This window comes from Microbispora sp. GKU 823 (assembly GCF_002027145.1).
Classification (GTDB): Bacteria; Actinomycetota; Actinomycetes; order Streptosporangiales; family Streptosporangiaceae; genus Microbispora; species Microbispora siamensis.
Window position 1 is genome coordinate 1 of sequence record NZ_MWJN01000013.1, and the last position, 24,235, is coordinate 24,235.

General features: G+C 69.9%; 30 protein-coding genes and 3 pseudogenes. 23 read left to right on the forward strand and 10 right to left on the reverse strand.

All coding sequences use genetic code 11. The annotated features are described in order from the left end of the window. Positions 1-94 precede the first annotated feature (94 nt). Complete coding sequence (locus tag B1L11_RS09690) at positions 95-610, reverse strand: TetR/AcrR family transcriptional regulator (protein ID WP_239109206.1); 516 nt, start codon at positions 608-610, stop codon at positions 95-97. Positions 611-942: 332 nt separating this feature from the next. Between B1L11_RS09690 and B1L11_RS53790 the strand changes: the two are divergent. The 3 genes and pseudogenes from B1L11_RS53790 to B1L11_RS50215 all read left to right on the forward strand — a co-directional run. Then, positions 943-1,014, forward strand: a pseudogene (locus B1L11_RS53790) (hypothetical protein); the annotation flags it as partial. 94 nt (positions 1,015-1,108) lie between these two features. Further along, complete coding sequence (locus B1L11_RS48020) at positions 1,109-1,732, forward strand: zinc-binding dehydrogenase (protein ID WP_218671000.1); 624 nt, start codon at positions 1,109-1,111, stop codon at positions 1,730-1,732. A gap of 8 nt (positions 1,733-1,740) precedes the next feature. Continuing rightward, positions 1,741-1,869 carry a hypothetical protein gene (locus B1L11_RS50215; protein ID WP_256862392.1) on the forward strand — a complete coding sequence of 43 codons (129 nt, stop codon included), beginning with the start codon at positions 1,741-1,743 and terminating at the stop codon, positions 1,867-1,869. A 76-nt stretch (positions 1,870-1,945) separates the two neighbouring features. On the opposite strand, the gene B1L11_RS09700 is transcribed toward B1L11_RS50215, so the two are convergent. Continuing rightward, a complete protein-coding gene (locus B1L11_RS09700; RefSeq protein ID WP_079314176.1) occupies positions 1,946-2,524 on the reverse strand; it encodes a TetR/AcrR family transcriptional regulator in 579 nt (192 codons plus the stop codon). Positions 2,525-2,636: 112 nt separating this feature from the next. On the opposite strand from B1L11_RS09700, the gene B1L11_RS09705 reads away from it, so the two are divergent. Beyond that, positions 2,637-3,716 (forward strand): amidohydrolase family protein, encoded by a 1,080-nt coding sequence (locus B1L11_RS09705; protein ID WP_218671001.1) that lies wholly within the window; start codon positions 2,637-2,639, stop codon positions 3,714-3,716. Here B1L11_RS09705 and B1L11_RS54640 read toward each other — a convergent pair. Both B1L11_RS54640 and B1L11_RS09715 read right to left on the reverse strand, forming a co-directional pair. Further along, the gene (locus tag B1L11_RS54640; protein WP_372974659.1) at positions 3,688-4,287 is read right to left on the reverse strand and encodes a transposase family protein; all 600 of its coding nucleotides are present in this window, start codon (positions 4,285-4,287) and stop codon (positions 3,688-3,690) included. The genes B1L11_RS09705 and B1L11_RS54640 overlap by 29 nt on opposite strands. Before the next feature lie 119 nt (positions 4,288-4,406). Then, a complete protein-coding gene (locus B1L11_RS09715) occupies positions 4,407-4,778 on the reverse strand; it encodes a MerR family transcriptional regulator (protein WP_079314179.1) in 372 nt (123 codons plus the stop codon). Between the two features lie 138 nt (positions 4,779-4,916). Between B1L11_RS09715 and B1L11_RS09720 the strand changes: the two genes are divergently transcribed. Both B1L11_RS09720 and B1L11_RS46655 read left to right on the forward strand, forming a co-directional pair. Next, complete coding sequence (locus tag B1L11_RS09720; RefSeq protein ID WP_079314180.1) at positions 4,917-5,252, forward strand: EthD domain-containing protein; 336 nt, start codon at positions 4,917-4,919, stop codon at positions 5,250-5,252. A 219-nt stretch (positions 5,253-5,471) separates the two neighbouring features. Next, on the forward strand, positions 5,472-5,660 hold the full coding sequence (locus tag B1L11_RS46655; protein ID WP_179155060.1) for a hypothetical protein: 189 nt from the start codon (positions 5,472-5,474) through the stop codon (positions 5,658-5,660). A 46-nt stretch (positions 5,661-5,706) separates the two neighbouring features. On the opposite strand, the gene B1L11_RS09730 is transcribed toward B1L11_RS46655, so the two are convergent. Together B1L11_RS09730 and B1L11_RS09735 are read right to left on the reverse strand one after the other, a co-directional pair. After that, positions 5,707-6,597, reverse strand: coding sequence for an alpha/beta hydrolase (locus B1L11_RS09730; protein WP_079314181.1), 891 nt, complete (start codon positions 6,595-6,597; stop codon positions 5,707-5,709). 60 nt (positions 6,598-6,657) lie between these two features. Then, positions 6,658-7,518, reverse strand: coding sequence for an alpha/beta fold hydrolase (locus tag B1L11_RS09735; protein WP_079314258.1), 861 nt, complete (start codon positions 7,516-7,518; stop codon positions 6,658-6,660). A gap of 61 nt (positions 7,519-7,579) precedes the next feature. Here B1L11_RS09735 and B1L11_RS09740 point away from each other — a divergent pair, with 61 nt between their 5' ends. From B1L11_RS09740 to B1L11_RS09790, 14 genes and pseudogenes are all read left to right on the forward strand, one after another. Continuing rightward, a complete protein-coding gene (locus B1L11_RS09740; protein ID WP_079314182.1) occupies positions 7,580-8,017 on the forward strand; it encodes a helix-turn-helix domain-containing protein in 438 nt (145 codons plus the stop codon). 650 nt (positions 8,018-8,667) lie between these two features. Then, positions 8,668-8,886 carry a DUF2267 domain-containing protein gene (locus tag B1L11_RS09745; protein WP_079314183.1) on the forward strand — a complete coding sequence of 73 codons (219 nt, stop codon included), beginning with the start codon at positions 8,668-8,670 and terminating at the stop codon, positions 8,884-8,886. Positions 8,887-9,220: 334 nt separating this feature from the next. Then, a complete protein-coding gene (locus tag B1L11_RS09750; RefSeq protein WP_143737156.1) occupies positions 9,221-9,688 on the forward strand; it encodes a general stress protein in 468 nt (155 codons plus the stop codon). Positions 9,689-9,710: 22 nt separating this feature from the next. After that, a complete protein-coding gene (gene dnaK, locus B1L11_RS09755; protein WP_079314259.1) occupies positions 9,711-11,609 on the forward strand; it encodes a molecular chaperone DnaK in 1,899 nt (632 codons plus the stop codon). Positions 11,610-11,622: 13 nt separating this feature from the next. Then, the gene (locus tag B1L11_RS09760) at positions 11,623-12,117 is read left to right on the forward strand and encodes a nucleotide exchange factor GrpE (protein WP_079314185.1); all 495 of its coding nucleotides are present in this window, start codon (positions 11,623-11,625) and stop codon (positions 12,115-12,117) included. Continuing rightward, positions 12,117-13,106 carry a DnaJ C-terminal domain-containing protein gene (locus B1L11_RS09765; RefSeq protein ID WP_079314186.1) on the forward strand — a complete coding sequence of 330 codons (990 nt, stop codon included), beginning with the start codon at positions 12,117-12,119 and terminating at the stop codon, positions 13,104-13,106. The genes B1L11_RS09760 and B1L11_RS09765 overlap by 1 nt, the downstream gene beginning before the upstream one ends. Further along, entirely contained in the window at positions 13,103-13,429 is a 327-nt protein-coding gene (locus tag B1L11_RS09770) for a chaperone modulator CbpM (protein WP_079314187.1), read from the forward strand. The genes B1L11_RS09765 and B1L11_RS09770 overlap by 4 nt, the downstream gene beginning before the upstream one ends. Continuing rightward, on the forward strand, positions 13,402-16,038 hold the full coding sequence (gene clpB, locus B1L11_RS09775; RefSeq protein WP_218671004.1) for an ATP-dependent chaperone ClpB: 2,637 nt from the start codon (positions 13,402-13,404) through the stop codon (positions 16,036-16,038). Before B1L11_RS09770 ends, clpB begins: the two co-directional genes overlap by 28 nt. Positions 16,039-16,041: 3 nt before the next feature. Then, the gene (trxA, locus tag B1L11_RS09780) at positions 16,042-16,485 is read left to right on the forward strand and encodes a thioredoxin (protein WP_079314189.1); all 444 of its coding nucleotides are present in this window, start codon (positions 16,042-16,044) and stop codon (positions 16,483-16,485) included. Positions 16,486-16,659: 174 nt separating this feature from the next. Continuing rightward, entirely contained in the window at positions 16,660-16,824 is a 165-nt protein-coding gene (locus B1L11_RS46660) for a hypothetical protein (RefSeq protein WP_179155057.1), read from the forward strand. Between the two features lie 43 nt (positions 16,825-16,867). Next, positions 16,868-16,993 (forward strand): annotated as a pseudogene (locus tag B1L11_RS54645) (DUF1931 family protein); the annotation flags it as partial. 52 nt (positions 16,994-17,045) lie between these two features. Beyond that, positions 17,046-17,249 carry a DUF1931 family protein gene (locus B1L11_RS54650; RefSeq protein ID WP_372974660.1) on the forward strand — a complete coding sequence of 68 codons (204 nt, stop codon included), beginning with the start codon at positions 17,046-17,048 and terminating at the stop codon, positions 17,247-17,249. Next, positions 17,201-17,308, forward strand: a complete 108-nt coding sequence (locus B1L11_RS54655; RefSeq protein WP_372974661.1) for a DUF1931 family protein — start codon at positions 17,201-17,203, stop codon at positions 17,306-17,308. The genes B1L11_RS54650 and B1L11_RS54655 overlap by 49 nt, the downstream gene beginning before the upstream one ends. Before the next feature lie 13 nt (positions 17,309-17,321). Beyond that, entirely contained in the window at positions 17,322-18,473 is a 1,152-nt protein-coding gene (locus tag B1L11_RS09790; protein WP_079314190.1) for a glutathione-independent formaldehyde dehydrogenase, read from the forward strand. A gap of 194 nt (positions 18,474-18,667) precedes the next feature. Here the strand turns inward: B1L11_RS09790 and B1L11_RS09795 are convergent, their stop codons facing one another. Next, positions 18,668-19,393, reverse strand: a complete 726-nt coding sequence (locus B1L11_RS09795) for a TetR/AcrR family transcriptional regulator (protein ID WP_256862381.1) — start codon at positions 19,391-19,393, stop codon at positions 18,668-18,670. Positions 19,394-19,482: 89 nt separating this feature from the next. Between B1L11_RS09795 and B1L11_RS48025 the strand changes: the two genes are divergently transcribed. Then, the gene (locus B1L11_RS48025) at positions 19,483-19,731 is read left to right on the forward strand and encodes an SDR family NAD(P)-dependent oxidoreductase (RefSeq protein WP_079314191.1); all 249 of its coding nucleotides are present in this window, start codon (positions 19,483-19,485) and stop codon (positions 19,729-19,731) included. A 750-nt stretch (positions 19,732-20,481) separates the two neighbouring features. On the opposite strand, the gene B1L11_RS09810 is transcribed toward B1L11_RS48025, so the two are convergent. Next, the gene (locus tag B1L11_RS09810) at positions 20,482-21,495 is read right to left on the reverse strand and encodes a LacI family DNA-binding transcriptional regulator (protein WP_256862382.1); all 1,014 of its coding nucleotides are present in this window, start codon (positions 21,493-21,495) and stop codon (positions 20,482-20,484) included. Positions 21,496-21,569: 74 nt separating this feature from the next. Between B1L11_RS09810 and B1L11_RS09815 the strand changes: the two are divergent. Continuing rightward, positions 21,570-22,427: pseudogene (locus B1L11_RS09815) on the forward strand (MFS transporter); the annotation flags it as partial. Between the two features lie 80 nt (positions 22,428-22,507). Beyond that, positions 22,508-22,816, forward strand: a complete 309-nt coding sequence (locus tag B1L11_RS50220) for an MFS transporter (protein WP_256862391.1) — start codon at positions 22,508-22,510, stop codon at positions 22,814-22,816. A gap of 133 nt (positions 22,817-22,949) precedes the next feature. On the opposite strand, the gene B1L11_RS53795 is transcribed toward B1L11_RS50220, so the two are convergent. After that, on the reverse strand, positions 22,950-23,447 hold the full coding sequence (locus tag B1L11_RS53795) for a glycosyltransferase (RefSeq protein WP_306291623.1): 498 nt from the start codon (positions 23,445-23,447) through the stop codon (positions 22,950-22,952). After that, complete coding sequence (locus B1L11_RS53800; protein WP_306291620.1) at positions 23,435-24,097, reverse strand: glycosyltransferase; 663 nt, start codon at positions 24,095-24,097, stop codon at positions 23,435-23,437. Before B1L11_RS53800 ends, B1L11_RS53795 begins: the two co-directional genes overlap by 13 nt. Positions 24,098-24,235: the final 138 nt, after the last annotated feature.

Here is a 24,235-nt window from a genome sequence, read left to right on the forward strand (position 1 = left end):
CTTACATCTATCTCGGCACCGTGACCGTGGCAGCCCTGGTGATCTGGCTCCGCACGTGATCCAAGAAACAGGACCTAGCCGCCTCGATCCGGGCTCAGGCCGGCCGGGCGGCGGGCCGGAGGCCGTCCATCAGGAGGTTCAGCAGGCGACCGGCCTTGGCTTCATGCTCGCGCCGGGGGGCCACGGTGAAGATGCCGATGAGGGAGGCGGCGATGTCTTCGGCGGTGACGTCGGAGCGGAGGTCGCCCGCCGCGCGACCGGCGTCGAGAATCGTGGTGATGGCCGCCAGTAGCTCGCTCCGGGTTTGTGCATGGGCGATCTCGCCCGACTCGATCATCGCAAGCAGCGTGTCGAGCATGCCGTTCTTGGTCGCGATCCAGTCCCCGAACAAGTCCATCCAGCGCCGCATCGCCGCAGCCGGGGGCAGCCGGCCGAGCAGCTCGCGGGCGCCGGTCGTCAGCCGCACGACCTGGTCCCGGTAGACCGCATCGACCAGCGACTCGCGGGTCGGGAAGTGCCGGTAAAGCGTGGCGATGCCGACTCCGGCCTCGCGGGCGATCGCACGCATCGACGGCTCGGCGTCAGCCGACATGAACACGCGGGTCGCCACCGCGAGCAACTGGTCGCGGTTACGGGCTGCGTCCGCCCGTGGCGCACGCATCTCCGCCTCAGTCAAAACGGATCACGCTCCGGTTGTGTTAGGGTCATCCATCGAAACGGAGCATAGTCCGTTTCAACGCGTTCCCTCGGTCCCCAAGGAGACAGGCGTACATGCAGGAACAGAGCGATCAACCGCCGACAGGCAGGAGCAGGGCGGTCCGGCTCAATTCATTCGGCGGCCCCGAAGTCCTGGACATCCGTGAGGTTCCCGCTCCGCAGGCCGGCCCGGGACAGATCCGCGTGCGGGTCACCGCGGCCGGTCTGAACCCGATGGACTGGATCATGACCGCCGACGCGGACACCGCCGCCCGGTTCGGCTTGAGCCTCCCGGCCGGGTTCGGGACCGACTACGCGGGACTGGTCGACCAGGTCGGTGACGGGGTGACCGGCTTCGCGCCCGGCGACCGGGTGTTCGGGGGGCGCCCTGTCCCGCGCGGTCGCCGACTTCGTGGTGATCGGACCCGGCCGGGGGGAGTCGGCGGCGAACGAGGCCCATCACACTCCCGACGGCGTCGACGACCGCACCGCCGCCACCCTCACGATCGCCGGCCGCACGGCATCCGCCGCCCTCGCCGTGGTCGACCCCGGTCCGGACGACACAGTGCTGATCGGCGGCGCGGCGGGCGGGGTCGGGGTGTTCGCCGTCCAGCTGGCCCGGATCGCAGGAGCGCGCGTGATCGGGACGGGATCGGCGACATCATCCGATTTCCTGCGCGATCTCGGAGCCGAGCCGGTCGCCTACGGCGACGGCCTGGCCGACCGGGTCCGAGCCCTCGCTCCCGGCGGTGTCACCGCCGCCATCGACCTGCACGGGACGGAGACAGTGCACGCCGCAAGGGAACTCGGCGTCCCGGACGGCCGCATCTGCACCATCGCCGCGCAAGTCGACGGCGTGCCGACGGCCAACGGCGCGAACGCCGCCCCCGGCGCCCTGGAAGAGATCGCCCGCCTGGTCGCGGCGGGCCGACTCCGGGTGCCTATCGCGGCGAGCTTCCCGGTCGAGCAGATCCGCCGCGCGGCCGAACTCCAGGCCGACCGGCACGTGCACGGCAAGGTCGTCATCGACCTCTAGATCCGTCGGTGCTCGTTGGCGCGGCGCACCTCGCGTTCCAGCTCGGCGATCCGATGAACGTCAGCGGTCGAGGTGCCGGGCCGCTGCCCTCGTCGATCTCGGCCTGGCGCACCCACCCGCGCAGCGCCTCCCGGTGAACGCCGAGCTGGTCGGCCACCCGCGCGATAGCGCCGGGGCGCCGCCGGTCCGCCCTGCGGGACGCCGGCCGGGGGGTCATGGCCTGGTCAGCGGAATGAGCACCTCATCGACGATGGAGGCGATCTCGCCGGGGTCCACGAGACCGCCCTCCCATGCCTGGAGGAGGATCAGGCGTGGCCCGACCGAGACAATGCGCGGGGTGAGGCTGCCGGGTGCGGCTTCGCCGCGTTCGACCGCCTGGCGCAGGACGGACAGCAGTACTTCCTGGTGCGGGCGGACCACCAGCCGGTGGACCTGCTCGAACAGCTCGGGATGGCGGTGGCGGTGGGCGATGAGCGGGAGCAGCGCACGGCCGCGCGGCTCGCCGAGCGCCCGTACGAAGTGCTCGAGCAGGGCGATCAGGTCATCGCGCAGTGCGCCCGTGCCGGGCGGCGCCGGCGGGTCGCCGAAGCCGGTCGCGGGGTCGCTCAGCGCGGCGAGGACGAGTTCGGCCGGGGTGGACCAGCGCCGGTACAAGGCCGCTTTCCCGGTCCCGGCCGCGGAGGCGATCTTGTCGAACGTCAGCTCCTCGAAGCTGCTCCCGGCCAGTTCGCTCAGGACGGCCTGGAAGATCGCGGCGGTGAGGGCGTCTCCGCGGCGACGGGTGGGACTCATGAGGACGGATATATCACGCACTTCGCCGTGCTAGCCTCCATTAGTGAACAAAGTTGTTCCCTATTGAGGCGGGTGGCCCATGTCCACTGACGGCAGGACAGCCTTACGCAATGTGCGGGTCTTCGATGGCAAACGGCTCGGCGAGCCCCGTACCGTCGTCATCGACGGTGCGCTGATCGGCGACGATCCCGCAGGCGCGGAGGAGATCGACGCGGCGGGGGCGGCGCTGCTGCCCGGGCTGATCGACGCGCATGTCCACCTGCACGACCCCGGGAACCTGGCCGCCCTGGCCGCCTGGGGAGTGACGACCGGACTCGACATGGCCTGCTGGCCGGCCGAGCGGGTGGCCTCGCTGCGCGAGACCGAGGGAGCGGCCGACTTCCGTACTGCCGGACTGCCCGCGATCGGGCCGGGCGGCCACCATGCCCGCATGCCGGGAATGCCGCCGGAAGCCGTCGTCCTGACGGCAGCCGATGCCCGGCGGCACGTCGAGGCGCGGGCGGCGGAGGGTGTCGACTACATCAAGGGCGTCGCCGAGGCCCCCGGCGAGGGCGGGCCGCCCGCGGACGCGCTGCGTGCGCTGGTGGAGGCGGCGCGCGAGTACGGGCTCAAGACGATCGTGCACGCCGCCACTCAGGGCGCCTACACGATGGCCGTGGAGTCGGGAGCGGAGTTCGTCACGCACACGCCGATCGCCGGCGGGGTCCGGGCGCACGACGTGGCCGCGATGAGGAGCGCCGGCCAGAGGTCCATCCCGACGATCACCATGATGGAGGCGTTGCTCACCGCCTTCATGACCTCCGGCCCGCCGCCTGGGCGGGCCGACCACCTGGGGGAGGTGCTGGGCGACGTCGGCCGTCTGCACCGAGCCGGTGTTGAGATCCTCGCCGGGACGGACGCGAACGCCGAGCCGTCCGCGCCGCTGCCCGTGCCCCACGGCGAGAGCCTGCATCACGAGTTCGAGCTGATGGCGCGGGCCGGAATGACGCCGGTGGAGATCCTGCGCTCGGCGACCGTGCTGCCCGCCCGAGCCTTCGGCCTGGCCGACCGGGGCGCCGTCCGGCCGGGCGTGCGGGCCGACCTGTTGCTGGTCAACGGCGACCCGACCCGGGACATCACGGTCACCCGCGACATCCGCGCCGTTTGGTGCGCCGGTCACCCCGTCACTCCGGCCACCGCTCGCGAACCCTGAAACCCGAGCGGCTGCGCGAGCGGAGGTCCCGGCCACGGCGGTTCATCATCGTTTCGGCGAACTGACGCACATGGCCCCGGAGCGCTGCCAGCCGGGGACCTATAGCGGTGAGGGTGTTGCTCGCCGGATTCGAGGTGGGCGGGGTTCCGCAGGGACCAGCCGGTGGCCTGCCACACCGTAGGCGGGCACGGTGTTGCGGCCGAGGTTCAGTCGCCGGGCCATCTCCCGGACGCCGTGGACCTGCTTCAGCAGAGCGTGAACGACGGCCGTCCGGCTCACTGAGGTGGCCAGGCGCTGGGTGGGCCGGGATCCGGCGCGACCGCCCAGCGCCAGCACAATCGCCCGCAACGCCGTGCCCGCTGGGATGCTGCGGCGGCCGGATCGCACCATCAGATCCGGGCTGCTCGGCGAACATCGCCCTCGGACAGGTGGCGTTGGGGCAGGAGAATCGGTTCACCCGCAGGTGGATGAGCAGTTCCCGGCCACCGACTGCGGCGTCGGACAACCGCCGTTCATGGTGACTGTGCCTGCGCCGCGACCGAATTCCGCAGTCCGGGCACGCGGCCTCCATGGTGCCGGCTCTGGCCCGTATCCGCACCGTCGTTCCCGCAGGGAACACCTGGTCAATCCTCACGCGGGCCAAGTGGGGAACACAACCGCGACCATCTCACCGCTACCGCCCACCGTCACTCAATCAGCATCCGTCGCATTCGCCAGGAAGGACCGGTTGACCTCGATCAGGTGATCAAGCGCTTCCCTGGCGGCCGTGAGGCTGTCGATCATCGATGTAAGGCGGGTTCGCTCATGATTCATGACGGCCAAGGCATGCAGGGCCTTGGCCCTGGTGGGCTCCGACATGCAGGGGACCATCTGAGCGATGCTCATGCTGGACATGCCAGCGGCTAGGAATGTCTGAATCAGCGCCACCCGCTGGACGTGATCGTCGTTGTAGCACCGCTGGCCACTGGGCGATCTCGTGCTAACCAGCAGGCCCTGCTGCTCGTAATAGCGCAGCGATCGACGGCTTGCTCCCGTCCGGGCAGACAGCTCACCGATCCGCATCTCAACTCCTCGTGTGCATTAGGTCACAATGCCTTGCCCATGACATCGATGTGAGCATTTAGCGTATCCCCGTAGCTGCCAACCCGACGCCGGGGCAGGCGGTCGCCTCCCCGCGCCGCGAGACGAAGGAAGCAAATCATGATCAAGTTCGCTTTCATGATCAACCGCATCGGGGGGATGACCCTCGAGGAGTTCGTTGATTATCACCGCAACCACCACGCCCCATTGTTCGCCTCCATTCCGGAGGCGCGACGGTACGTGAAGAAGTACACCGTCTCTCACCCGGTTCCCGCCGACGGCTACCCGAGCCCCGGCTACGACGGCCTCACTGAGATCTGGTTCGAAACCTGGGCGGACCATGACGCCTTCTTCGGATCGAAGAATTACAAGGAGCTGCTGAACCCGGACGAGAGCAAGTTCATCGATTTGGATTCGGTGGTGGTCATGGTCACCGAAGAAAAGGTTGTGATCTGATACGCGCTGCGGCGGAGCTGGACGACGAGGCGGAGCCTGGCGGGCGAGGTGCGCCACCTCGGTCGGCATCTCCGAGGCCGCACCCGCCACCGTCCGCCGCGCCCACGCCGTCCACCCCGTCACCGCCGGCCAGTACGAGTACCCCCTGTTCACCCGCGACATCGAAACGACCCGCTGCCCCCGCTCCGCGAACTCGGCCGCGGCCCGGCCCTCGCCTGGGTGCTCAACCGGGGCGGGGACGACGTCGTGCCGATCCCCGGCACCAAGCGGATCGCCCGGCTGGAGGAGAACGCCGCGGCCCTGCAGATCGAGCTCCAGGCCGGCCACCTCGACGCGCTCCACAGCCTCGCCGGTCAGGTCGCCGGCGACCGCTACAACCCGGCCGGAATGAGCACCGTCAACCGCTGACCGCTCACCCGGCGCGGATGCCGACGCCGGGCGGGTGGCTTGCTGCTCACGGCTTCACCATCGTGCGGACGAATGTGGCCGCGCGGGTCATCGCCGCGTCGGCCTCGTCCCACGAGGCGGCGAACGGCTGGAAGACGTGCGTCGCGTGCGCGGTGACGTCCAGCGTCACCGACACGTCGGCCGCCACGAGCCTTGCCGCGAGCCGGGTGGAGTCGTCCAGCAGCACCTCGTCAGAGCCGACCTGGATCAACGTGGGCGGCAGACCGTGCAGGTCTGCGAACAGCGGGCTGTGCTGTTCTGCCGTGGATGCGTCGCCGAGGTAGTCGCGCACGCGGCGTTCGAGGGCGGTGCGGTTCACGATGAAGTCCGCCTCGGCCCTGACCGTCATCGAATCGCCGCTGAGCGTGAGGTCGACCCACGGTGAGAACAGCAACGCCGCGGCGGGCATCGGCTCGCCGGCGGCGGAAAGAGCCGCCAGCAGGCCGAGCGCTACCCCGCCGCCGGCCGACTCGCCGGCGACCGCCACCCGTTGCGGGTCGACGCCGGAGGCGATCAGGGCGCGATAAGCGCGTACCGCGTCGTCGGTGGCGGCAGGGGCGGGATGCTCGGGTGCCAAGCGGTAGTCGATGGTGATCACCCGTGTCTGTGACCTGCGGGCGAGGTCTGCGACGATCCCCAGCGAGCTGCGCGCCGACCCGAAGACATACGCCCCGCCGTGGAAGTACAGGACGGTGCCGGCGCAGGGCTCTTCCGCGGGTTCGACCAAGAGGCCAGGGATCGTGTCGTAGTGGGCTTCGGTGACGATGACGTCCTCAGGGACGGGATGGTGGGACAACAGCTGCTCGAACAGGGCGCGCTGTTCGTGGACCGCACCGCCGAGGTCGAGGGGGGACGACGCGCGCAACTGCCGGATGGCCTCTCGCTGCTCGCGGCTCATATCTGCTCCTTGTTGTGGGTTCGGTCGGCTTTGTTCCGGACGGGTCTTGAAGGTGTGAGTTCAGACGGCCCGGGCGTGCTCGATGAGAAGGTCGGCGAAGGCGTCCGGCTGGTCGATCGGGGTGATGTGACCGCAGTCCTCAAGCAGGTGCTGGGTGAGGCGGCCGGTGATCGGTTCGAGCTGGCGGGCGGTGGCCGCGCCGATCGCGCCACCGCCGATGGCGAGGGTCGGCGTCGTCAGTCGCTGGTCCTGCGCCCAGTTCCCGATCCATTCCGCGGTGGCCGGCATTGCGCGGTAGTGGTCGAAGGCATTGCCGAGACTCGTTTTGCCGCGATATGCCTCGACGATCACCCGTGTGAGGTCTGCTGGCAGACCTCGGCGACTGCCGGCGGAGAGGAAGAAGCGGATGTAGCGCTCCGCCGAGTTCTCCAGGACGTCCTCGGCCAGACCACCGGGCGCCTGGTGGAAGCCGAACCACCACGGCGGCCCCTGCCGTAGGAAGGCCTCGGCGCCGGGCAGAAGCCCGATCAACCCTTCGGACAGGGTCAGGCTGGTCACGCGCTCGGGCGACGATGCTGCCAGGGCGAATGCCGGAGCGACACCTAGGTCGGTGCCAACGACGTGTGCCTCGCGGTCACCGAGGACGTCCAACATTCGGAGCAGGTCCGTGGCGATCGCGGATGCCTGGTAGCCGCGGACGGCGGGTGTGCTGTCGCCCAGCCCGTGCAGGTCCGGCGCGAGGGCCCGGAAACCTGCCGCGGCCAGCCGGGGTGCGACATCGCGCCAGATCGCGCGAGTGTGCGGGAAGCCGTGCAGCAGCAGCACAGCCGGCCCCTGCCCGAGAGTCTCCACGGCGAGTTCGACCCCGTCGATCGGTATCCGGTGCACGGTCGCGCCGGGAAGGTGGGGAGAAAGAGTCATCTGGCGCACAGGTGCCCTCCATGGTTACGCTTGGGAACGTGGTAACCGTAGGAGACCTTCAATGAACAGGGAAGAAGGCACTTTTCCGACACCAGGTGACCTCGTGGTAACCGCCTCGCGGCAGGGGAACTTGTTCGATCCTCTGTGCCCGACAAGGCTCCTGCTCGACCGGGTGGGGTCGCGATGGACGACCATGGCGGTGCTGTCGCTTGCCGCCGCCGAGGGCGAGCTGCGGTTCACCGAGTTGAAGCGCGAGATGACCGGTGTGTCGCAGAAGATGCTGGCGCAGACCCTCAGGGCGCTGGAACGAGACGGACTTGTCGATCGTCGTGTCGAGGCGAGCAAGCCTCCACGGGTGTACTACCGTCTGACCGGCCTGGGCACCACGCTCGTCGCGCCGCTGCGAAGTCTGCGAGCCTGGGCTGAGCAGTACATGGCCCTGGTCCAGCACAACTGCGATATGTTCGACGCCGCCGACCGCGCGGACGGCCACGGCTAACAGCCGCGAGCCGACGAAGGACTCCTCCAAGCTCCGTGGTACTGCGTTGGCATGAATTTCGAAAGGCGGGTGGAACCGCCGTTGTTTCGCGCGCTACCACGCTTCGAACAAGAGGATCGCTGCAACGCTGTCGGGCCGCGCTCTTGATCATCGGTCGTTACTGTCGGGGTTTACGCTGGTCGTCGCCGGGCTCAACCGCGATCACAGCACCCCAGAAACTCACCTGAACTCACCGGTGCCCAGCGCTGGCGGCGACAGCGACGGCCAGATGACGGTCAAACGATCAAAGGGCGAAGGTGTGGCGGTCGCCGCGTCGGCGTGATGCCGGGCCATGACCACGAGCGCAGGGCGAGCCGGCAGCGCCCGCGGCCGGTTCCGGCGCGCCGGAAGCAGGGAGAGCCACGCCGGAAGTCGCCCTGATGTCTCGGCATGCCGCCCTTTCTCCCCAAGGAAGGGGCCACAACCTGGCCGCTTCCCCTGCGACTGTGGTCGCCCAGCACGCCTCGTACGGGAAATCCGAGAACTAGGAGCCGGCACCTGTGCTGGACGGTGGCGCCGCCCCATCGTCGGCGGGTGTGTGCGGTACGGCACGGTTATGACGCGGTGGGCGGGCCGAGCGCGGCCCTGGCCGGGACCGGCCCCCAGGCCGCATGCCCGGACGGGTGCCGCAACGATGGGCCGCCACACGGATGGGGCTGGAGGAGTTTCTGCGCCGGGTGGCTGAACGAGAGGGCGCGTCCCTTGACCAGGCGCGGGAACATGCCGCCGCCGTGTTCGCCACGTTGCGCGAGGCCATTACGGACAAGGAGTTCTTCGACGTCACCGTCCAGTTGCCGGACGAGTACCGGGCCATGCTTCCCCGTCCGTGAGCGGGCGACGAGCGGGCTCGCCGCTCCACGTGCGCCTTCGGATCTGGCGCTCCCCCTGGGCGACTTGCTACTGCTCATGGGAGGCAGATGAGGGGCAGGGAGGGTGGTGCGAGGGAACGGCAGGCGGGATCCTGGCATAGGAGACGAAAATCCCGTCGGGGTGTTCCACAAGGCCGACGGGGGATACGCGTCATAGGGATTGTTCTCGCTGGTAGAGCCCTGATACCGCCAACGTCGAAGGTGGCGTGGTTTCCGGTTCTCCCGCTCCGGCCGATGCGCATCGGCGGCGGAGCGAGTCGTTTCCATGAGCTGGAATACCCGAGGGGGTTGGTCCGTGAGCGTCCCGAGAACAGCAGGGCCCCACAAGGTGGTGCTGGCCACCTACAGCAGCTACGACGCGTCCCAGCACGCGGTAGACGTCCTGGCCCGCCACGACTTCCCGATCGCACACGTCACCATCGTGGGCTGCGATCTGCGGTGGGAGGAGAAGGTGCTCGGGCGATGGGGCCTCGGCAGAGCACTCGTCACCGGCGCGGGTACCGGCGGCTGGATCGGTCTTCTCATCGGCTTGATATTCGCGATCTTCAGCCCGTGGGCCGGATGGGCCATCGGCTCCTCGATCGTGCTCGGGCTGATCTTCGGCCTCGTCGGGGGTGCGATCAGTCACGTGGTGCAGCACCGGGCGTTCGCCTCGATGCCTGCGGTCGTCGCCGGCCACTACGACATCCTCGTGGACCCCGAATTCGCCGACGAGGGCCGGCGCGTGCTCACGCACGCTCGTGCGGCCGCTGCGCTCAGGTGAGCGCCAGGAGGGGGATGAGGACATGGCCAAGGCGGTGGGCATCGACCTCGGCACGACGAACTCGGTCATCGCGACCACCGAGGACGCGCATCCGACGGTCGTCCCGAACGCCGAGGGGTCGCGCACGACTCCCTCGGTGGTGGCCTTCACGGACCAGGGCGAGGTGCTGGTGGGCCAGATGGCCAGACGCCAGGCGATCCTCAACCCGAAGGGCACGATCTATTCGGCCAAGCGCTTCATCGGGCGCAAGTTCGACGAGGTGCAGAGTGAGATCAAGGCGGTCTCGTTCGACGTCGTGCCGGGCCCGGACGGCGCCGTGCGGTTCAAGGTGCGCGACAAGCTGTATGCGCCGGAGGAGATCTCCGCCTTCGTGCTGCGCAAACTGGCCTCGGACGCCGGGAAGTTCCTGGGGGAGAAGGTCAACGAGGCCGTCATCACGGTGCCCGCGTACTTCAACGACGCGCAGCGGCAGGCCACCAAGGACGCCGGCAAGATCGCCGGCCTGGAGGTCCTGCGGATCATTAACGAGCCGACCGCGGCGGCCCTGGCATACGGCCTGGACAAGAAGGGCAACGAGACCGTTCTCGTGTTCGACCTGGGCGGGGGCACGTTCGACGTCAGCGTCCTCGACATCGGCGAGGGCGTCATCGAGGTCCGCGCCACCTCGGGCGACACTCACCTGGGCGGCGACGACTTCGACCGGCGCATCGTCGACCACCTGGCCGACGAGTTCCACAAGCAGCAGGGCATCGACCTGCGGCGCGATCCGCAGGCCCTCCAGCGGCTGTTCGAGGCTGCGGAGAAGGCCAAGGTGGAGCTGTCGGCGGTCACCCAAACGCAGGTCAGCCTGCCGTTCATCACGGCCGATGCGACCGGCCCCAAGCACCTGAACACGGCGCTCATGCGCTCGACCTTCGAGCAGATCACCCACGACCTGTTCGAACGCTGCCGGGGCCCGGTGGAGCAGGCCATGGCCGACGCGAAGCTGACGACGAACGACCTCGACGAGGTGATCCTCGTCGGCGGCTCCACCCGCATGCCGGCCGTGCAGCAACTCGTGCGGCGGCTGACAGGCAAGGAACCGAACATGACGGTCAACCCGGACGAGGTCGTGGCCGTCGGCGCGGCCGTCCAGGCCGCCATCATCAAGGGCGAGCTGAAGGACGTCGTGCTACTCGACGTCACTCCTCTGTCGCTCGGCGTCGAGACGCTCGGCGGCGTGATGACGAAGATCATTGACAGGAACACCACGATCCCGGCCCGCCGTACGGAGACGTTCAGCACGGCGGACGACAACCAGTCGGCCGTGGACGTGGTCATCCTGCAGGGCGAGCGCGAGCGGGCCGCCGACAACCGGGTGCTCGGCCGGTTCCGGCTGGAGAACATCCGGCCCGCGCCGCGCGGGGTGCCGCAGATCGAGGTCACCACCGACATCGACGCCAACGGCATCCTGAACGTCTCCGCCAAGGACAAGGACACCGGCGCCGAGCAGCGCATCACGATCAGCGAGAGCTCCAACCTGGACAAGAGCGAGATCGACCGGATGATCGCCGACGCGGAGCGGCACCGCGCCGAGGACGCGCAGCTTCGCGCCGCGATCGACGCCCGCAACGAGCTGGACTCGGTCGCCCATCAGGTGGAACGCCGGCTGTCGGAGCTGGGCGAGGCCGTCCCGGTGCACGAGAAGGCGCGGGCCGAGCAGCTGATCATGGAGGCGCGTCAGGCGATCAAGGAGGAGGTGCCCGTCGACCGGCTGCGCGGCCTGACCGCGGACCTGCAGCAGGTCCACCACGGCCTCGGCGTGGCGGCGTCCGCCGCCCAGGCCCAGACCCAGGGGCCGACTCAGGCCGGGCCCGGCCAGGCCGCCGCCGGCCCCTCGGACGAGGACGTCATCGACGCCGAGTTCACCAGCCCCGAATAGCCCGTGACATGACATGACCGAGCGGAATGAGACACCACCTCCGGAGCCCCGGCAGGCCGTCGAGGAACCCGTTGCGGAGAAGCTCGCCGAGCTGGAGGACCGGTGGCTGCGGGCCGTCGCCGACCTCGACAACCTCCGCAAGCGTGTCGCGCGCGACATGGACCGGCAGCGGATCGAAGAGCGTACGCGCGTCGCGGCCGAGTGGCTGCCGGTGATCGACAACCTCGAACTCGCGCTGAGGCACGCGGGCGCCGACGCCGACGCGGTGATCGAGGGGGTCCGGGCCGTCCGCGACCAGGCGGTCGGCGTGCTCGCGCGCCTCGGCTTCCCGCGCAGGGACGACGTGGGCACGCGGTTCGACCCCGCCAGGCACGAGGCGGTCAGCACGGTCGCCGTCCCGGACGCCGACCCCGGCACCGTCGTCGAGGTCGTACGGCCCGGCTACGGCGACGGCGCGCTGCAACTGCGCCCGGCCTCCGTCGTCGTCTCCACGAAAGCCGACGAGTGATGGCGGAGCGCGACTTCTACGAGATCCTGGGCGTGCCGAGAACGGCGGACCAGGACGAGATCCAGCGGGCCTACCGGAAGCTGGCCCGCACCTACCATCCCGACGTCAACAAGTCCCCCGACGCCGAGGACCGCTTCAAGGAGGTCTCGGAGGCGTACGAGGTGCTGTCGGACCCCGGGACGCGGCGGCGGTACGACGCGTTCGGACCGGACTTCCGCCGGGTGCCCGAGGGCGTGGACCCGGCGGCGTACGCCCGCGCCCGCGCCGGAGCGGGAGCCGGCGCGGGGCCGGGCTGGGCGGGGCCGGGGCCCGGCTGGGCGCGCGGACCGGGCGGGGAGGAGATCCACTTCACCACCGGCGAGGGCTTCGAGGGCATCGACCTCGAAGACCTGCTCGGCGGCGTCTTCGGCAGGCGCAGGCGCGGCGCGACCGGCCGCGGCTGGGGCCCGGTGCCCGGCGCCGACCAGGAGGCCGAGCTGCCGCTCACGGTGGAGGAGGCCTACCGCGGCGGCCGGCGGACCATCACGATCCCCGGCCCGGGAGGCGGGCGGAGCCTCCAGGTGAACATTCCCCCCGGGGTGACCGACGGCCAGCGGATCCGGCTCGCGGGCCAGGGCGGCGCGGGCAGCGACGGCGCCAGGGCGGGCGACCTCTACCTGATCGCGCGGATCGCCGACCACCCCCGCTACCGCCTGGAGGGGCGCGACATCCACGTCCGCCTCCCGCTGACGCCGTCGGAGGCCGCGCTGGGGGCGACCGTCGCGGTCGACACGCCCGGCGGGGAGGCGAAGGTCAAGGTGCCGCCGGGCACCTCGTCCGGGCGCCGCCTGCGCCTGCGCGGACAGGGCATGCCGAACCCGCGCGGCCGACCCGGAGATCTGCTGGCCGAGGTCCGGATCACGGTGCCGCCCACGCTCGGCGACGAGGAGCGCCGCCTGTACGAGCAACTGGCCAGGATCTCGGCGTTCAACCCGAGGAGCCCGTCATGACCTATCCGCTCGTCCGGCTCGCCCAGGTGGACGTCGGGCACCTGGACCTGGAGTCCTTCTCCCGGGCCACGGGACTGCACCCGGAACTGGTGCGTCGCCTGGTGGCGCTCGGGCTGATCGAGGCCTGGACCGGCTTCTCGGGCGGCCTGTGCTTCCCGCCCGCCCAGGTCGCCGCCGTGGGGCGCCTTCAGCGCCTGCACGCGGGGCTCGCCGTCAACTACGCCTCCCTCGGCCTCGTGACGGACCTCCTGGACCGCATCGCGGAGCTGGAGGCGGCTCTGCGCACCCATACGAGATGGACCGGAGACAGATCGTGGACCTGAACCGCCTGACGCAGAAGTCTCAGGAGTCCCTGCACGACGCCCAGACCGCGGCGATCCGCTTCGGACACACCGAGGTCGACGGGGAGCACCTGCTGTTGGCGCTGGTCCGGCAGCCCGACGGGCTCGTCCCGCGCCTGCTGTCCGCCGCCGGCGCCGACCCGGACAAGCTCCGGCTCGAACTGGAGCACGAGCTGGAGCGGCGGCCCCGCGTCACCGGTCCCGGCGCCGCCCCCGGCCAGGTCTACGTCACCCAACGGCTGTCGCGGCTGTTCGATGCCGCCGCGCGGGAGGCCGGCCGGCTGAAGGACGAGTACGTGTCGGTCGAGCACCTGCTGATGGCGCTGCTGGACGAGGGCGTCGACAGCGCGGCGGGCCGGCTGCTCAAGGGACACGGACTGACCCGTGAGCGCTTCCTGCAGGTCCTGACGCAGGCACGGGGGAATCAGCGGGTGACCTCCGCCAATCCGGAGGTCGCCTACGAGGCGCTTGAGAAGTATGGGCGCGACCTCGTCGCCGCGGCGCGGGCGGACAAGCTCGACCCGGTCATCGGGCGGGACGGCGAGATCCGCCGGGTCGTCCAGATCCTGTCCCGCAAGAGCAAGAACAACCCGGTCCTGATCGGCGACCCGGGCGTGGGCAAGACGGCGATCGTGGAGGGCCTCGCGCAGCGCATCGCGCGCGGCGACGTGCCGGAGGGCCTGAAGGACAAGACGATCTTCAGCCTGGACATGGGCGCGCTCGTCGCGGGGGCGAAGTACCGCGGCGAGTTCGAGGAGCGCCTGAAGGCCGTGCTCACGGAGGTGACGGCGTCCGAGGGGCGCATCCTGCTGTTCGTCGACGAGGTGCACACGGTGGTCGGCGCGGGCGCCGCCGAGGGGGCGATGGACGCCGGCAACATGCTGAAGCCGATGCTGGCCCGCGGCGAGCTGCACATGATCGGCGCGACGACCGTGGCGGAGTATCGCAAGCACATCGAGAAGGACGCCGCGCTGGAGCGCCGCTTCCAGCCCGTCTTCGTCGACGAGCCGTCAGTCGAGGATTCCATCTCCATCCTGCGCGGGCTGCGCGAGCGGCTCGAGGTCTTCCACGGCGTGAAGATCCAGGACGGCGCGATCGTCGCCGCGGTCGTGCTGAGCCACCGCTACATCTCCGACCGCTTCCTCCCTGACAAGGCGATCGACCTGGTCGACGAGGCGTGCGCCATGCTCCGTACGGAGATCGACTCGATGCCCGCGGAGCTGGACGAGCTGACCCGCCGGGTGACGCGGCTGGAGATCGAGGAGGCGGCGCTCGCCAAGGAGGACGACCCGGCGAGCCGGGAGCGCCTGGAGACGCTACGCAAGGAGCTGGCCGACCTGCGGGCCGAGGCCGACGCCATGCGGGCCCAGTGGGAGGCCGAGCGGCACGCCCTGCGCAAGGTGCAGCAACTGCGCGAGGAGATCGAGAGCGTACGCCGGGAGGCCGAGCAGGCCGAGCGCATGTACGACCTGAACCGCGCGGCCGAGCTGCGACACGGCAGGCTTCCCGAACTGGAGCGCAGGCTGCGTGCCGCGGAGGAACAGCTGGAGAGCAAGCAGGGCGGGCACCGGCTGCTGCGCGAGGTGGTGACCGAGGAGGAGATCGCCGGCATCGTGTCGCGGTGGACCGGCATCCCGATCAGCCGCCTGCAGGAGGGCGAGCGGGAGAAGCTGCTACGGCTCGACGAGATCCTGCACCAGCGGGTGATCGGCCAGGACGAGGCCGTGCGGGCGGTCGCCGACGCCATCATCCGGGCGCGCTCGGGGATCAAGGACCCCCGCCGCCCGATCGGGTCGTTCATCTTCCTCGGGCCGACCGGAGTCGGCAAGACCGAGCTGGCCAAGACGCTGGCCGAGGCATTGTTCGACACCGAGGAGAACATCGTCCGCGTCGACATGAGCGAATACCAGGAGCGCCACACCGTCAGCCGCCTCGTCGGCGCCCCGCCCGGGTACGTCGGCTACGAGGAGGGCGGCCAGCTCACCGAGGCCGTGCGGCGCAAGCCCTACTCCGTGGTGCTCTTCGACGAGATCGAGAAGGCACACACGGACGTGTTCAATACCCTGCTGCAGGTGCTGGACGACGGGCGGCTCACCGACGCCCAGGGGCGCACGGTCGACTTCCGCAACACCGTGATCATCATGACGTCCAACATCGGCTCGCACTACCTCAGCGAGAAGGCGGCGCCGTCGGGCGAGATCGACCCGGAGGTGCGCGAGATGGTCATGGCGGAGCTGCGCGCCCGCTTCCGCCCCGAGTTCCTCAACCGCATCGACGACATCGTGCTGTTCAAGCCGCTCACCGAGGCCGAGATCGAGCAGATCGTCAAGCTGATGTTCAACGACATCAGAGCGCGGCTCGCCGAGCGCAGGATGACGCTCGAGATCAGCCCGGAGGCGGTCCGCCACATCGCCGAGCGCGGGTTCGACCCGATCTACGGAGCCCGCCCGCTGCGGCGTTACATCGCCCGCGAGGTGGAGACCCGGGTCGCGCGGGCGCTGGTCGCCGGCGACGTCCGCGACGGCGCGACCATCCGGGTGGAACTGTCCGGCGGCGAGATCGTGGTCACGTACGAGAACCCGGAGGGCTGACCGATGCCGCCGAAGGTCACGGAGTCGAGCGTCGTCCGGTGCCCGCACTGCGGCCGCAACAACCGCGTGCCCCGGGCGGGTTCCGGGGTCCCGCGCTGCGGCGAGTGCCGCGAGTCGCTGCCCTGGGTGGTGGACGCGGGGGACGAGGACTTCACCGAGGTCGCCGAGGCGGCGCGGATTCCGGTCGTCGTCGACTTCTGGGCGTCCTGGTGCGGACCATGCCGCATGGTGAGCCCGGCGCTCCAACAGGTCACCACTGAGCTGGCCGGGCGGATCAAGCTGGTGAAGGTGAACATCGACGAGGCACCCGAGACATCGCGGCGCTTCGACGTGCGAGCCGTGCCGACGCTCGTCGTCCTGCGGCTCGGACGGGTCGTGGCCCAGCGGGCCGGTGCGGTGCCGGCGCCCGTGCTGCGGGAGTGGGTCGGCGATGCGCTGGCCGGATGAGCTCACCGAGCCGCCCGATCTGCAGGGCGCCTACCCCCGGCTGAGTGATGTGCAGATGCGGACGCTGGCCGCCCACGGCGAGCGTCGCCCGGCTCACCGGGGCGACGTGCTGTTCGCGGAGGGCGACCCGTGCGCCGCCTTCTTCGTCGTACTGAGCGGCAAGGTGGCGAGGGCGTGCCGGACTCCACGAGTCGGCCGTTCCCGCTGGAGACCGGCAGAGCGGATGTGTTCGCGGTCGGCGACGTTCGGAACGGATCGATCAAACGCGTCGTGTCGGCCGTCGGCGAGGGCGCGATGGCCGTGCGCCTCGTGCACGAACACCTTCAGCTGAGGGGCTGAGTCGCCCACGCGGGGAGGAAGGGCACTGGCGATGGCAGAAGTGATGGCGGTGCCGAGGTTCGAGCGGTTCTTCAGGACGGCGGCGGGCCTCGACGTCGACAAGGAGGATCTGCGGCGCTACAGCGACTTCGTGAACCAGAAGCTGTACGACCTGCTGGTGATCGGCCAGGCCCACGCGAAGGCGAACGTCCGGGGACGTCGTCGAGACCTGGGACCTGCCCATCACCAAGGGCCTCCAGGAGAGCATCCACCGGTTCCGCGACCTCGACGAGGACATCGAGCTGAAGCCGATCCTGGAGCAGCTCGCGGCGTTGCCTCCGCTCGACCTGTCCATCGGCGAGGAGGTGAGGGAACGGCTGCCCGAGACGTCGGCGGGCTGGCGCTGGCGCTGGCGCGCACGTTCACCATCCTCGATCCCGGCCTGAAGAATCCGAGGACCGAGCAGTGGGAACGCGTGATCCGCGTTTTCGAGCTGCTGCTCTAGAAGCGAGGACATCATGAAGGCAGTCGTATACGAGGGACCCCGACAGGTCGCCGTCAAGAACGTGCCGGACGCGCGGATAGAGACGCCCACCGACGTCCTGGTCCGTGTCACCACGACCAACATCTGCGGGTCGGACCTGCACATGTACGAAGGCCGGACCGACCTGGAGCCGGGCCGTGTCCTCGGCCACGAGAACCTCGGCGAGGTGGTCGAGGTGGGGTCGGGAGTGGTACGCGTCCGCGTCGGCGACATGGTCTGCGTGCCGTTCAACGTCGCGTGCGGCTTCTGCGCCAACTGCGAAAGAGGCCTGACCGCCTTCTGCCTCACCACCAACCCGGAGCCGGGGGTGGACGGGGCCGCTTACGGCTTCGCGGACATGGGCCCGTACAACGGCGGCCAGGCCGAGCTGCTGCGCGTGCCGTTCGGCGACTTCAACTGCCTGGTCCTGCCTGAGGACGCGCGGGAGAGGCAGAGCGACTACGTCATGCTGGCCGACATCTGGCCCACCGGCTGGCACGCGACCCAGCTCGCCTGTGTGCAGGCCGGCGACTCGGTCGTGATCTACGGGGCGGGGCCGGTCGGCCTGATGGCCGCCTACTCCGCGACGTTCAAGAGCGCGGGCATGGTGATGGTCGTGGACCGCCACCCGGACCGGCTGGCCAAGGCCGAGGAGATCGGGGCGATCCCGATCGACGACTCCAAGACGTCGCCGGCCGACCAGGTCATGGAGCTCACGCACGGCAGGGGCGCCGACCGGGGCTGCGAGTGCGTGGGCTTCCAGGCGCACGACCCCCAGGGGCACGAGCATCCCAACATGACGCTGAACAACCTCGTCAAGTCGGTGAGGTTCGCCGGGACGATCGGGGTCGTGGGCGTGTTCATCGCCACGGATCCCGGCAGCCCCGACGACCTCTACAAGCAGGGCGAGATCGCCTTCGACTACGGGATGTTCTGGTTCAAGGGCCAGACCATGGGCAACGGTCAGTGCAACGTCAAGAACTACAACCGGCAGCTCTGCACCCTCATCCACGAGGGGAAGGCCCGGCCGTCGTGGATCGTCTCACACGAGCTGGATCTGGACGACGCGCCCGGCGGCTACGAGCACTTCGACCGGAGGGATTCCGGCTGGACCAAGGTCGTCCTGCATCCCGCCGGCACCGGCTGACCCTCCCGTGGCGGCCACGGGCCTCGCGGTCCGACCGCTCTGGCAGTGAGGGAGCGACGCGCCATGCGCATGCCGGACGCCGACTGCCTCAGCAAAGGCTGCACGACGCCTTCAGCAGGCACGATCTGGACGAGGTGATCCAGTGTCACAGTACGCAGCTCGCAGCAGCTCTCGCTTGATCGACAAGACCGGCTCTACCCGGCGGGGCGTTGGCCGGACGTCGACGACGGAGAGGCGTCCGACCGCGGATAGCCGAGGTTCCCGATGACCAGGGTGGTCAGCATGCTCCGCAGTGTGCTGGTGAAGTCGAGCCGCTGCTCAGCCAGTGATGGGACGAGCTCATAGGCGGCGAGCATGCTCGGCGACGGCACCGAGTGCGTCCAGATGGCGCCGATCACCAGGATGGCTTGGGCGGCCAGTTGGCCGGCGCCGTCGCCGAGTTCGGGCAGCGAGCCACGAATCAGCCCGGCGAGAGTGATCACGTTGTCGATGGCCGCGTGCTTGTACCGAATGGCGACTTCCGGCGAGACATTGTGCTCCAGAACCCCGGCCTGGGCCGAGAGCAGGTCGCATAGCGTGCGCTGGCGGTCGAGCGAGCGGGTGAGGGTGTCGACGAGCTGCGCGCAGCGCTGCTGGGCGGTGTCGTCGATGTCGATGCCGACGGCGAGTTCTTCGGAAAGCTGGTCGAGCCACAGTTTCCAGGTGCGGTCCAACAGTTCGAGCAGGATCGCCTCGCGGGACTCGAAGTAGCGCAGCAGGGGTGACTTGGCCAGCCCCACCCGGCGGCTCAGCTCGTTGAGGCTGACCTTGCTCACGGGCATCTCGTCGAGCATGGCGGCGGCGGTGTCGAGGATCGCCTGCCGACGGATCTCCCGCTGTTCCTCGCTGCGCGCCCGACGGAATGTCGTCATGTTCGCCATGATAGACCGCCGGTACATTGACATGATACCGCCGGTCTATTACCTCGGCCGGGAGAGTAATAGACCGCCGGTATATAAGGAGTTCGATCATGTCGAAGGTGTGGTTCGTCACCGGAAGTTCTCGCGGCCTGGGCCGGGCTCTGGTCGAGGCGGCGCTGGAGGGCGGCGACCGCGTCGTCGCTACCGCACGTAAGCCCGCTCAGCTGGACGACCTGGTCGAGCGCTACGGCGAGCACTCGAGCGCCTCCGCCCTGCTCGGCATCATCCCGGCCGTCGTCTTCTTCCTCATCTTCCAGCGCACGCTCACCCGTGGCGTCATGGTCGGCGCCATCAAATAGGACCGGGCTGGCAGAACGCCCACTATCTCGTGGACAAGCTTCATGACGGACGAAATCACATCATTCAAGCCACGGCGCACAGACTTGTGGCGGAGCCTCGGCATCCGCCGAGCGGGGCAACATGACCGTCATCCCGTGCTTCGCCATGGCGCTCATCGGACTGGTCCGGGGTCAGTACCGACAAGCAGAAGACCCAGCGGCAGCATGACGCCCTCGATCCGGTCTGCCTGAAGGTCATCGAGGAGAAGGCCAGCGGCAAGCTCGCCACCGAGGACCGGCCCGACCTGCTCACCGCGCTGTCCTACATCCGCGGGGGCGACCTGCTTCGTCCAGGAGGTCGACCGGCTCGGCCGCAACCTCCTGGAAGGATTGATCGTCCTCAACGACCTGTTCCAGCGGGGCGTCGGCGTCAAGGTGCTGGAGGGCATCGGCGCGGGGAATCCATCCGCACCATCGCAGCGGGTGTGAAGGTCTCCGTCGGCGCCGTCCACAAACCCTCACAGCCGCTGCCGAGGGCAACCTCACTGACCAGCCCCCGACTTCTTGAGGAGCACGCCGTGACACTGCCGCAGATCCCGCTCAACGACCCACGCGTGCTGGCCCCCGCCAAGGCCCGCCAGCAGTTCGCCCACGACTGCGCGTTTCGGCCTTCGGGGAGGATCGGACCGAACTTTGGCGCAATGCAGCCGCCCGAGGAAGCCGGACCCGGTCAGGCCAGGTCCCCTGCTCGGAGCGCGCGCTTGACCGTGGTCATCGCCGGGTGGAGTCGCGCAGGACCAGGCGCCATTCGATCGGACCGGTCTCAGCCGCCACTTCCTCGCCTAGGACCAGCTGCGCGCAGCGGGCTCCCTGGGCGCGCAGGTCCTGCGCGACGGTCGTCAGCCCGGCGGCGGCGGCCGCGTCGGTGCCGTCCCACCCTGTGACGGCGAGGTCGCCGGGGATGGCGAGACCGGCACGGGCGGCCGCTCGCATCAGGCCCAGGGCGAGCTCATCGCTCATGGCCATGACAGCGTCCGGCGCGTCCGATCCCTTGAGGAACGCCGTGGCCAGGGAGTCGGCCTCGCGCGCGCTGTTGCGTGCGCACACCGCGACCCGCACCTGCGGCCACCGGCCGCCGACCGCCTCCCAGGCGTCACGGACTCCGCGCAGACGCTCACGGGTCACGCGGAAAGTCGCCTCGGCCGGATCCAGCCCGTTGTGGACCCCCGGCGTCCTGGCGCGGTCGAGCGGGAAACTGAGCACCATCGGCCGCCGGGCGCCGGCGAGGGCCTCGGTGGCGACGGCGCGGGCTGCGGCACGGTCGTCGATGGCCACGATCGGCAGGTCCCGGTGGTGTGGTCCGCCGTGCACGACGGCGGGGAGACCGGTGGCGGCCACCGCTGGCAGCACGGGGTCGTCGTCGCTGGTCGTCCAGACGACGAAACCGTCCACCGCGGCCTCGGCGACCCGGTCGGTGTCCGAGGGCGCCCCGGTGATGGGCACGATCGTGAGCCCCAGGCCGTGACTGGCACAGACCTCGGCAACGCCGGCCAGGAACCGGGTGGCCTGGGGGTCCTCGAAGGCGTAGGTGAGGTGCTCGCCAAGCACCACCCCGAGGCTGCCGGTCCGTCCCCGGCGCAGCGAGCGGGCCCCCGGATGAGGGCCGGGGTATCCCAAGCGGGCAGCGGCTTCGCGGACCCTGGCCCGGGTGCGTTCGGAGACGCGATCAGGCTGGGCGTAGGTGTAGGAGACGGTCATCACCGAGACCTTCGCCGCGCGGGCCACCTCCGCCATGGTTGGCCGGGGCTGAGAAGGGTCTTTGGCCATGCCTCACTCTATCTTGTGTATCGTTACACGGCATGTGTATCGATACACAAACAGCCGCCGATCATGGTCACATCCGAGCCTGGGTGCCGTACGCGGGATTCACTGTCTTCGGCGCGTTCTGGGGCGTGTGGGGTGCGTCCGTGCCCGCCATTCGCGACCAGGCCGGGCTGACCGATGGCCAACTCGGCACGGCGCTGCTGTTCATCGCCGTCGGCGCCCTGCCCGCAATGCCTCTTGCGGGCAGGGCCGTGGACCGATGGGGGCATCGCGTCACGGCCATCACGCTCACGTCGCTCGGCATCGCCGGCATCGCCGTGGCCGTCACCGCTCGCGACCTGCCTGCCTTATCCGTGGGACTGGCGGTTCTCGGCGCGGCGTCCGGCGCTGCGGACGTGACGATCAACGCGGCGGCCGGCTCCGTTGAACGGGCCAATGGCCGTCCGGTCATCACCAGGGCGCACGGCTTCTTCTCCTTGGCCGTGGTCGCGGCGAGCCTCGTCACCGGCCTGCTGAACGCCGCCGGCCTGCCCGTGGTCGTGCCGTACTTGCTGGTCCTGCTCGTCGCCAGCGCTGCGAGCGCCGCCATCGTCACCGACAATCGCACGCAGGCTGATTCCGGCCGTCACGATCACGACCGGACCTCAGTTGCGCACAGCCGGGCGGGTCTGCGCGCTCATCTGCCGCTCCTGCTTGTCGCGGGCGGACTCGGTGCGCTCGGATTCGCAGTCGAGAACGCTCACCAGAGCTGGAGCGCCGTCTACCTCGCCGATACCGTGCACGCCGGACCCGCGCTGGTCGGCGCCGGACCCGCGGTCTTCGCACTTGCCGTCTCGCTCACCCGCTTCGCGATCAGCGCGGTGAAGACCCGGCGCGCCTGGATCGTCCTCACCACTGGCGCGGTGATCTCCGCGGCGGGACGTCCCTGCTCGCCCTCACCGCGTCTCTCCCTCTGGCTCTGCTCGGGCTGGCCCTGGCCGCCGTCGGCACCGCCGTGCTCTTCCCCACCGTGCTCGCCCTGGCCACCGCCAACGTCCCCGCCGCGGCCCGCGGTGCCGCCACCTCGGTCGTGTCCACCTTGGCCTATCTCGGCTACCTCGCCGGGCCGGTGTATGTGGGGCACTGGGCGCAGGCGACCGGGCTGCCGGGTGCCATGCTGGCCGTGGCGGCACTCGCCGCGGCCTTGGCGCTGCTGGCGTGGCCCGCGCTCAGAGCCGTCGTTCCCTCCCCCGCACGGCGCGGCACCGCCGAAGCACGAGCGACGGGCAGGCCGCACACGTAACGGGGCAGCTCGTCGCGGGCGAGGTCGGCCTTCCTGGCTAGCTCGCCGCCGAGCGAGACGCTAAGCCGGGCCCGCCGGGCTCCTTAACGTCACTGGCCGTTCGGTTGCTGGCCCCGAGGCAGACCGAGCGGGGCTACTTCGCTTGGTCGAGGATGACCTTGGCGAGGGCGTCAGCGGCATCGGGCCGGCCCAGGGCTTTGGCGGCATCGGTCATATGCGCTCGGAGGCCAGGGTCGAGGAGAAGTTCGTCGAGTTCGGCCCGGAGTTGCTGTGGGGTCGGGTCGGGTTCGAGTAGGGCGCGAGCGGCTCCGGCGTGGACAAGGTAGCGGGCGTTGTTGCGTTGCTCGTCTCCGGCGGCGGGGACGAGGGGGATGAGGACGGACGGCTTCCCGACCGCGACCAGCTCGGCGACGGTTCCCGCGCCGCTGCGGGAGACGACGACGTCCGCGGCGGCATACACATCGGGCAGTTCCTCGCCGACGTACGCCGTGGGGTGATAGCGCTCGCCGATCTCGGCGGGGAGGTTGGCGGCGACCTCGGTGAGATGGCCGATCCAGTCCCGGCCACACTGGTGCAGCACCTGGGCGCGGGTGAGCAGCGTGGGCAGTATCTGCTCGATCAGGGTGTTGATCTGCCGACTGCCCTGGCGCCGCCGGTCACGTAGACGAGCGGCAGATCCGGGGCCAGGCCGTGCCGCTCATACGCCCGGGCAGGGTTTCCGTGCAGGAGCTGGGGACGGATGGGGTTGCCCGTGACCACGGCTCGTGCGCGTGCCCGCTGAGGGAGGTGGTCGATGGAGGTGGGATGGGTGAGCGCGACCGTCGTGGCCACGCGGGCGAGGATGCGGTTCGCCAGGCCGAGCGAGGTGATCTGCTCATGCATGACCAGCGGGCGGCCGAGAAGGCGAGCGGCGAGACCGAGTGGCACGCAGACATACCCTCCCGTCGACAACACCACATCGGGCCGGTAGCGGGCGGCTATGCCGGCCGCCTGCAGAACGCCGATCGGGATCTTGAAGAGGTCGATCACGTTCTGGCCGAACTCTCGGAGGCTGGGTGATCGTCTGACCTTGCCCGCGCTGATTGCCTTGAACGGGATGTGCTGCTCCGCGGCGATGCGCGCTTCCAGCCCATCCGCCGTGCCCACCCACAACACATCCACGTCGCGGCCCTGCCCGGCGGCGTGCTCGCGCACCGCCGTGATGGTCGTGAGCGCGGGATAGGTATGTCCGCCGGTCCCGCCTCCGGTGACGAGCATCCGGATCTTCCGCGCGGCTGTCATGCGGTCGTCTCCTCCATAGGTACGGCAAGGCCGAAGCGAGCGCCGGCCTGGCGGATCGTTTCGGGGGTCTTGATCGGCACCCACTGTTCCACGGGTACGGCCATGCCCTTGGTGTCCGCGGGCGAACAACACGCTCAT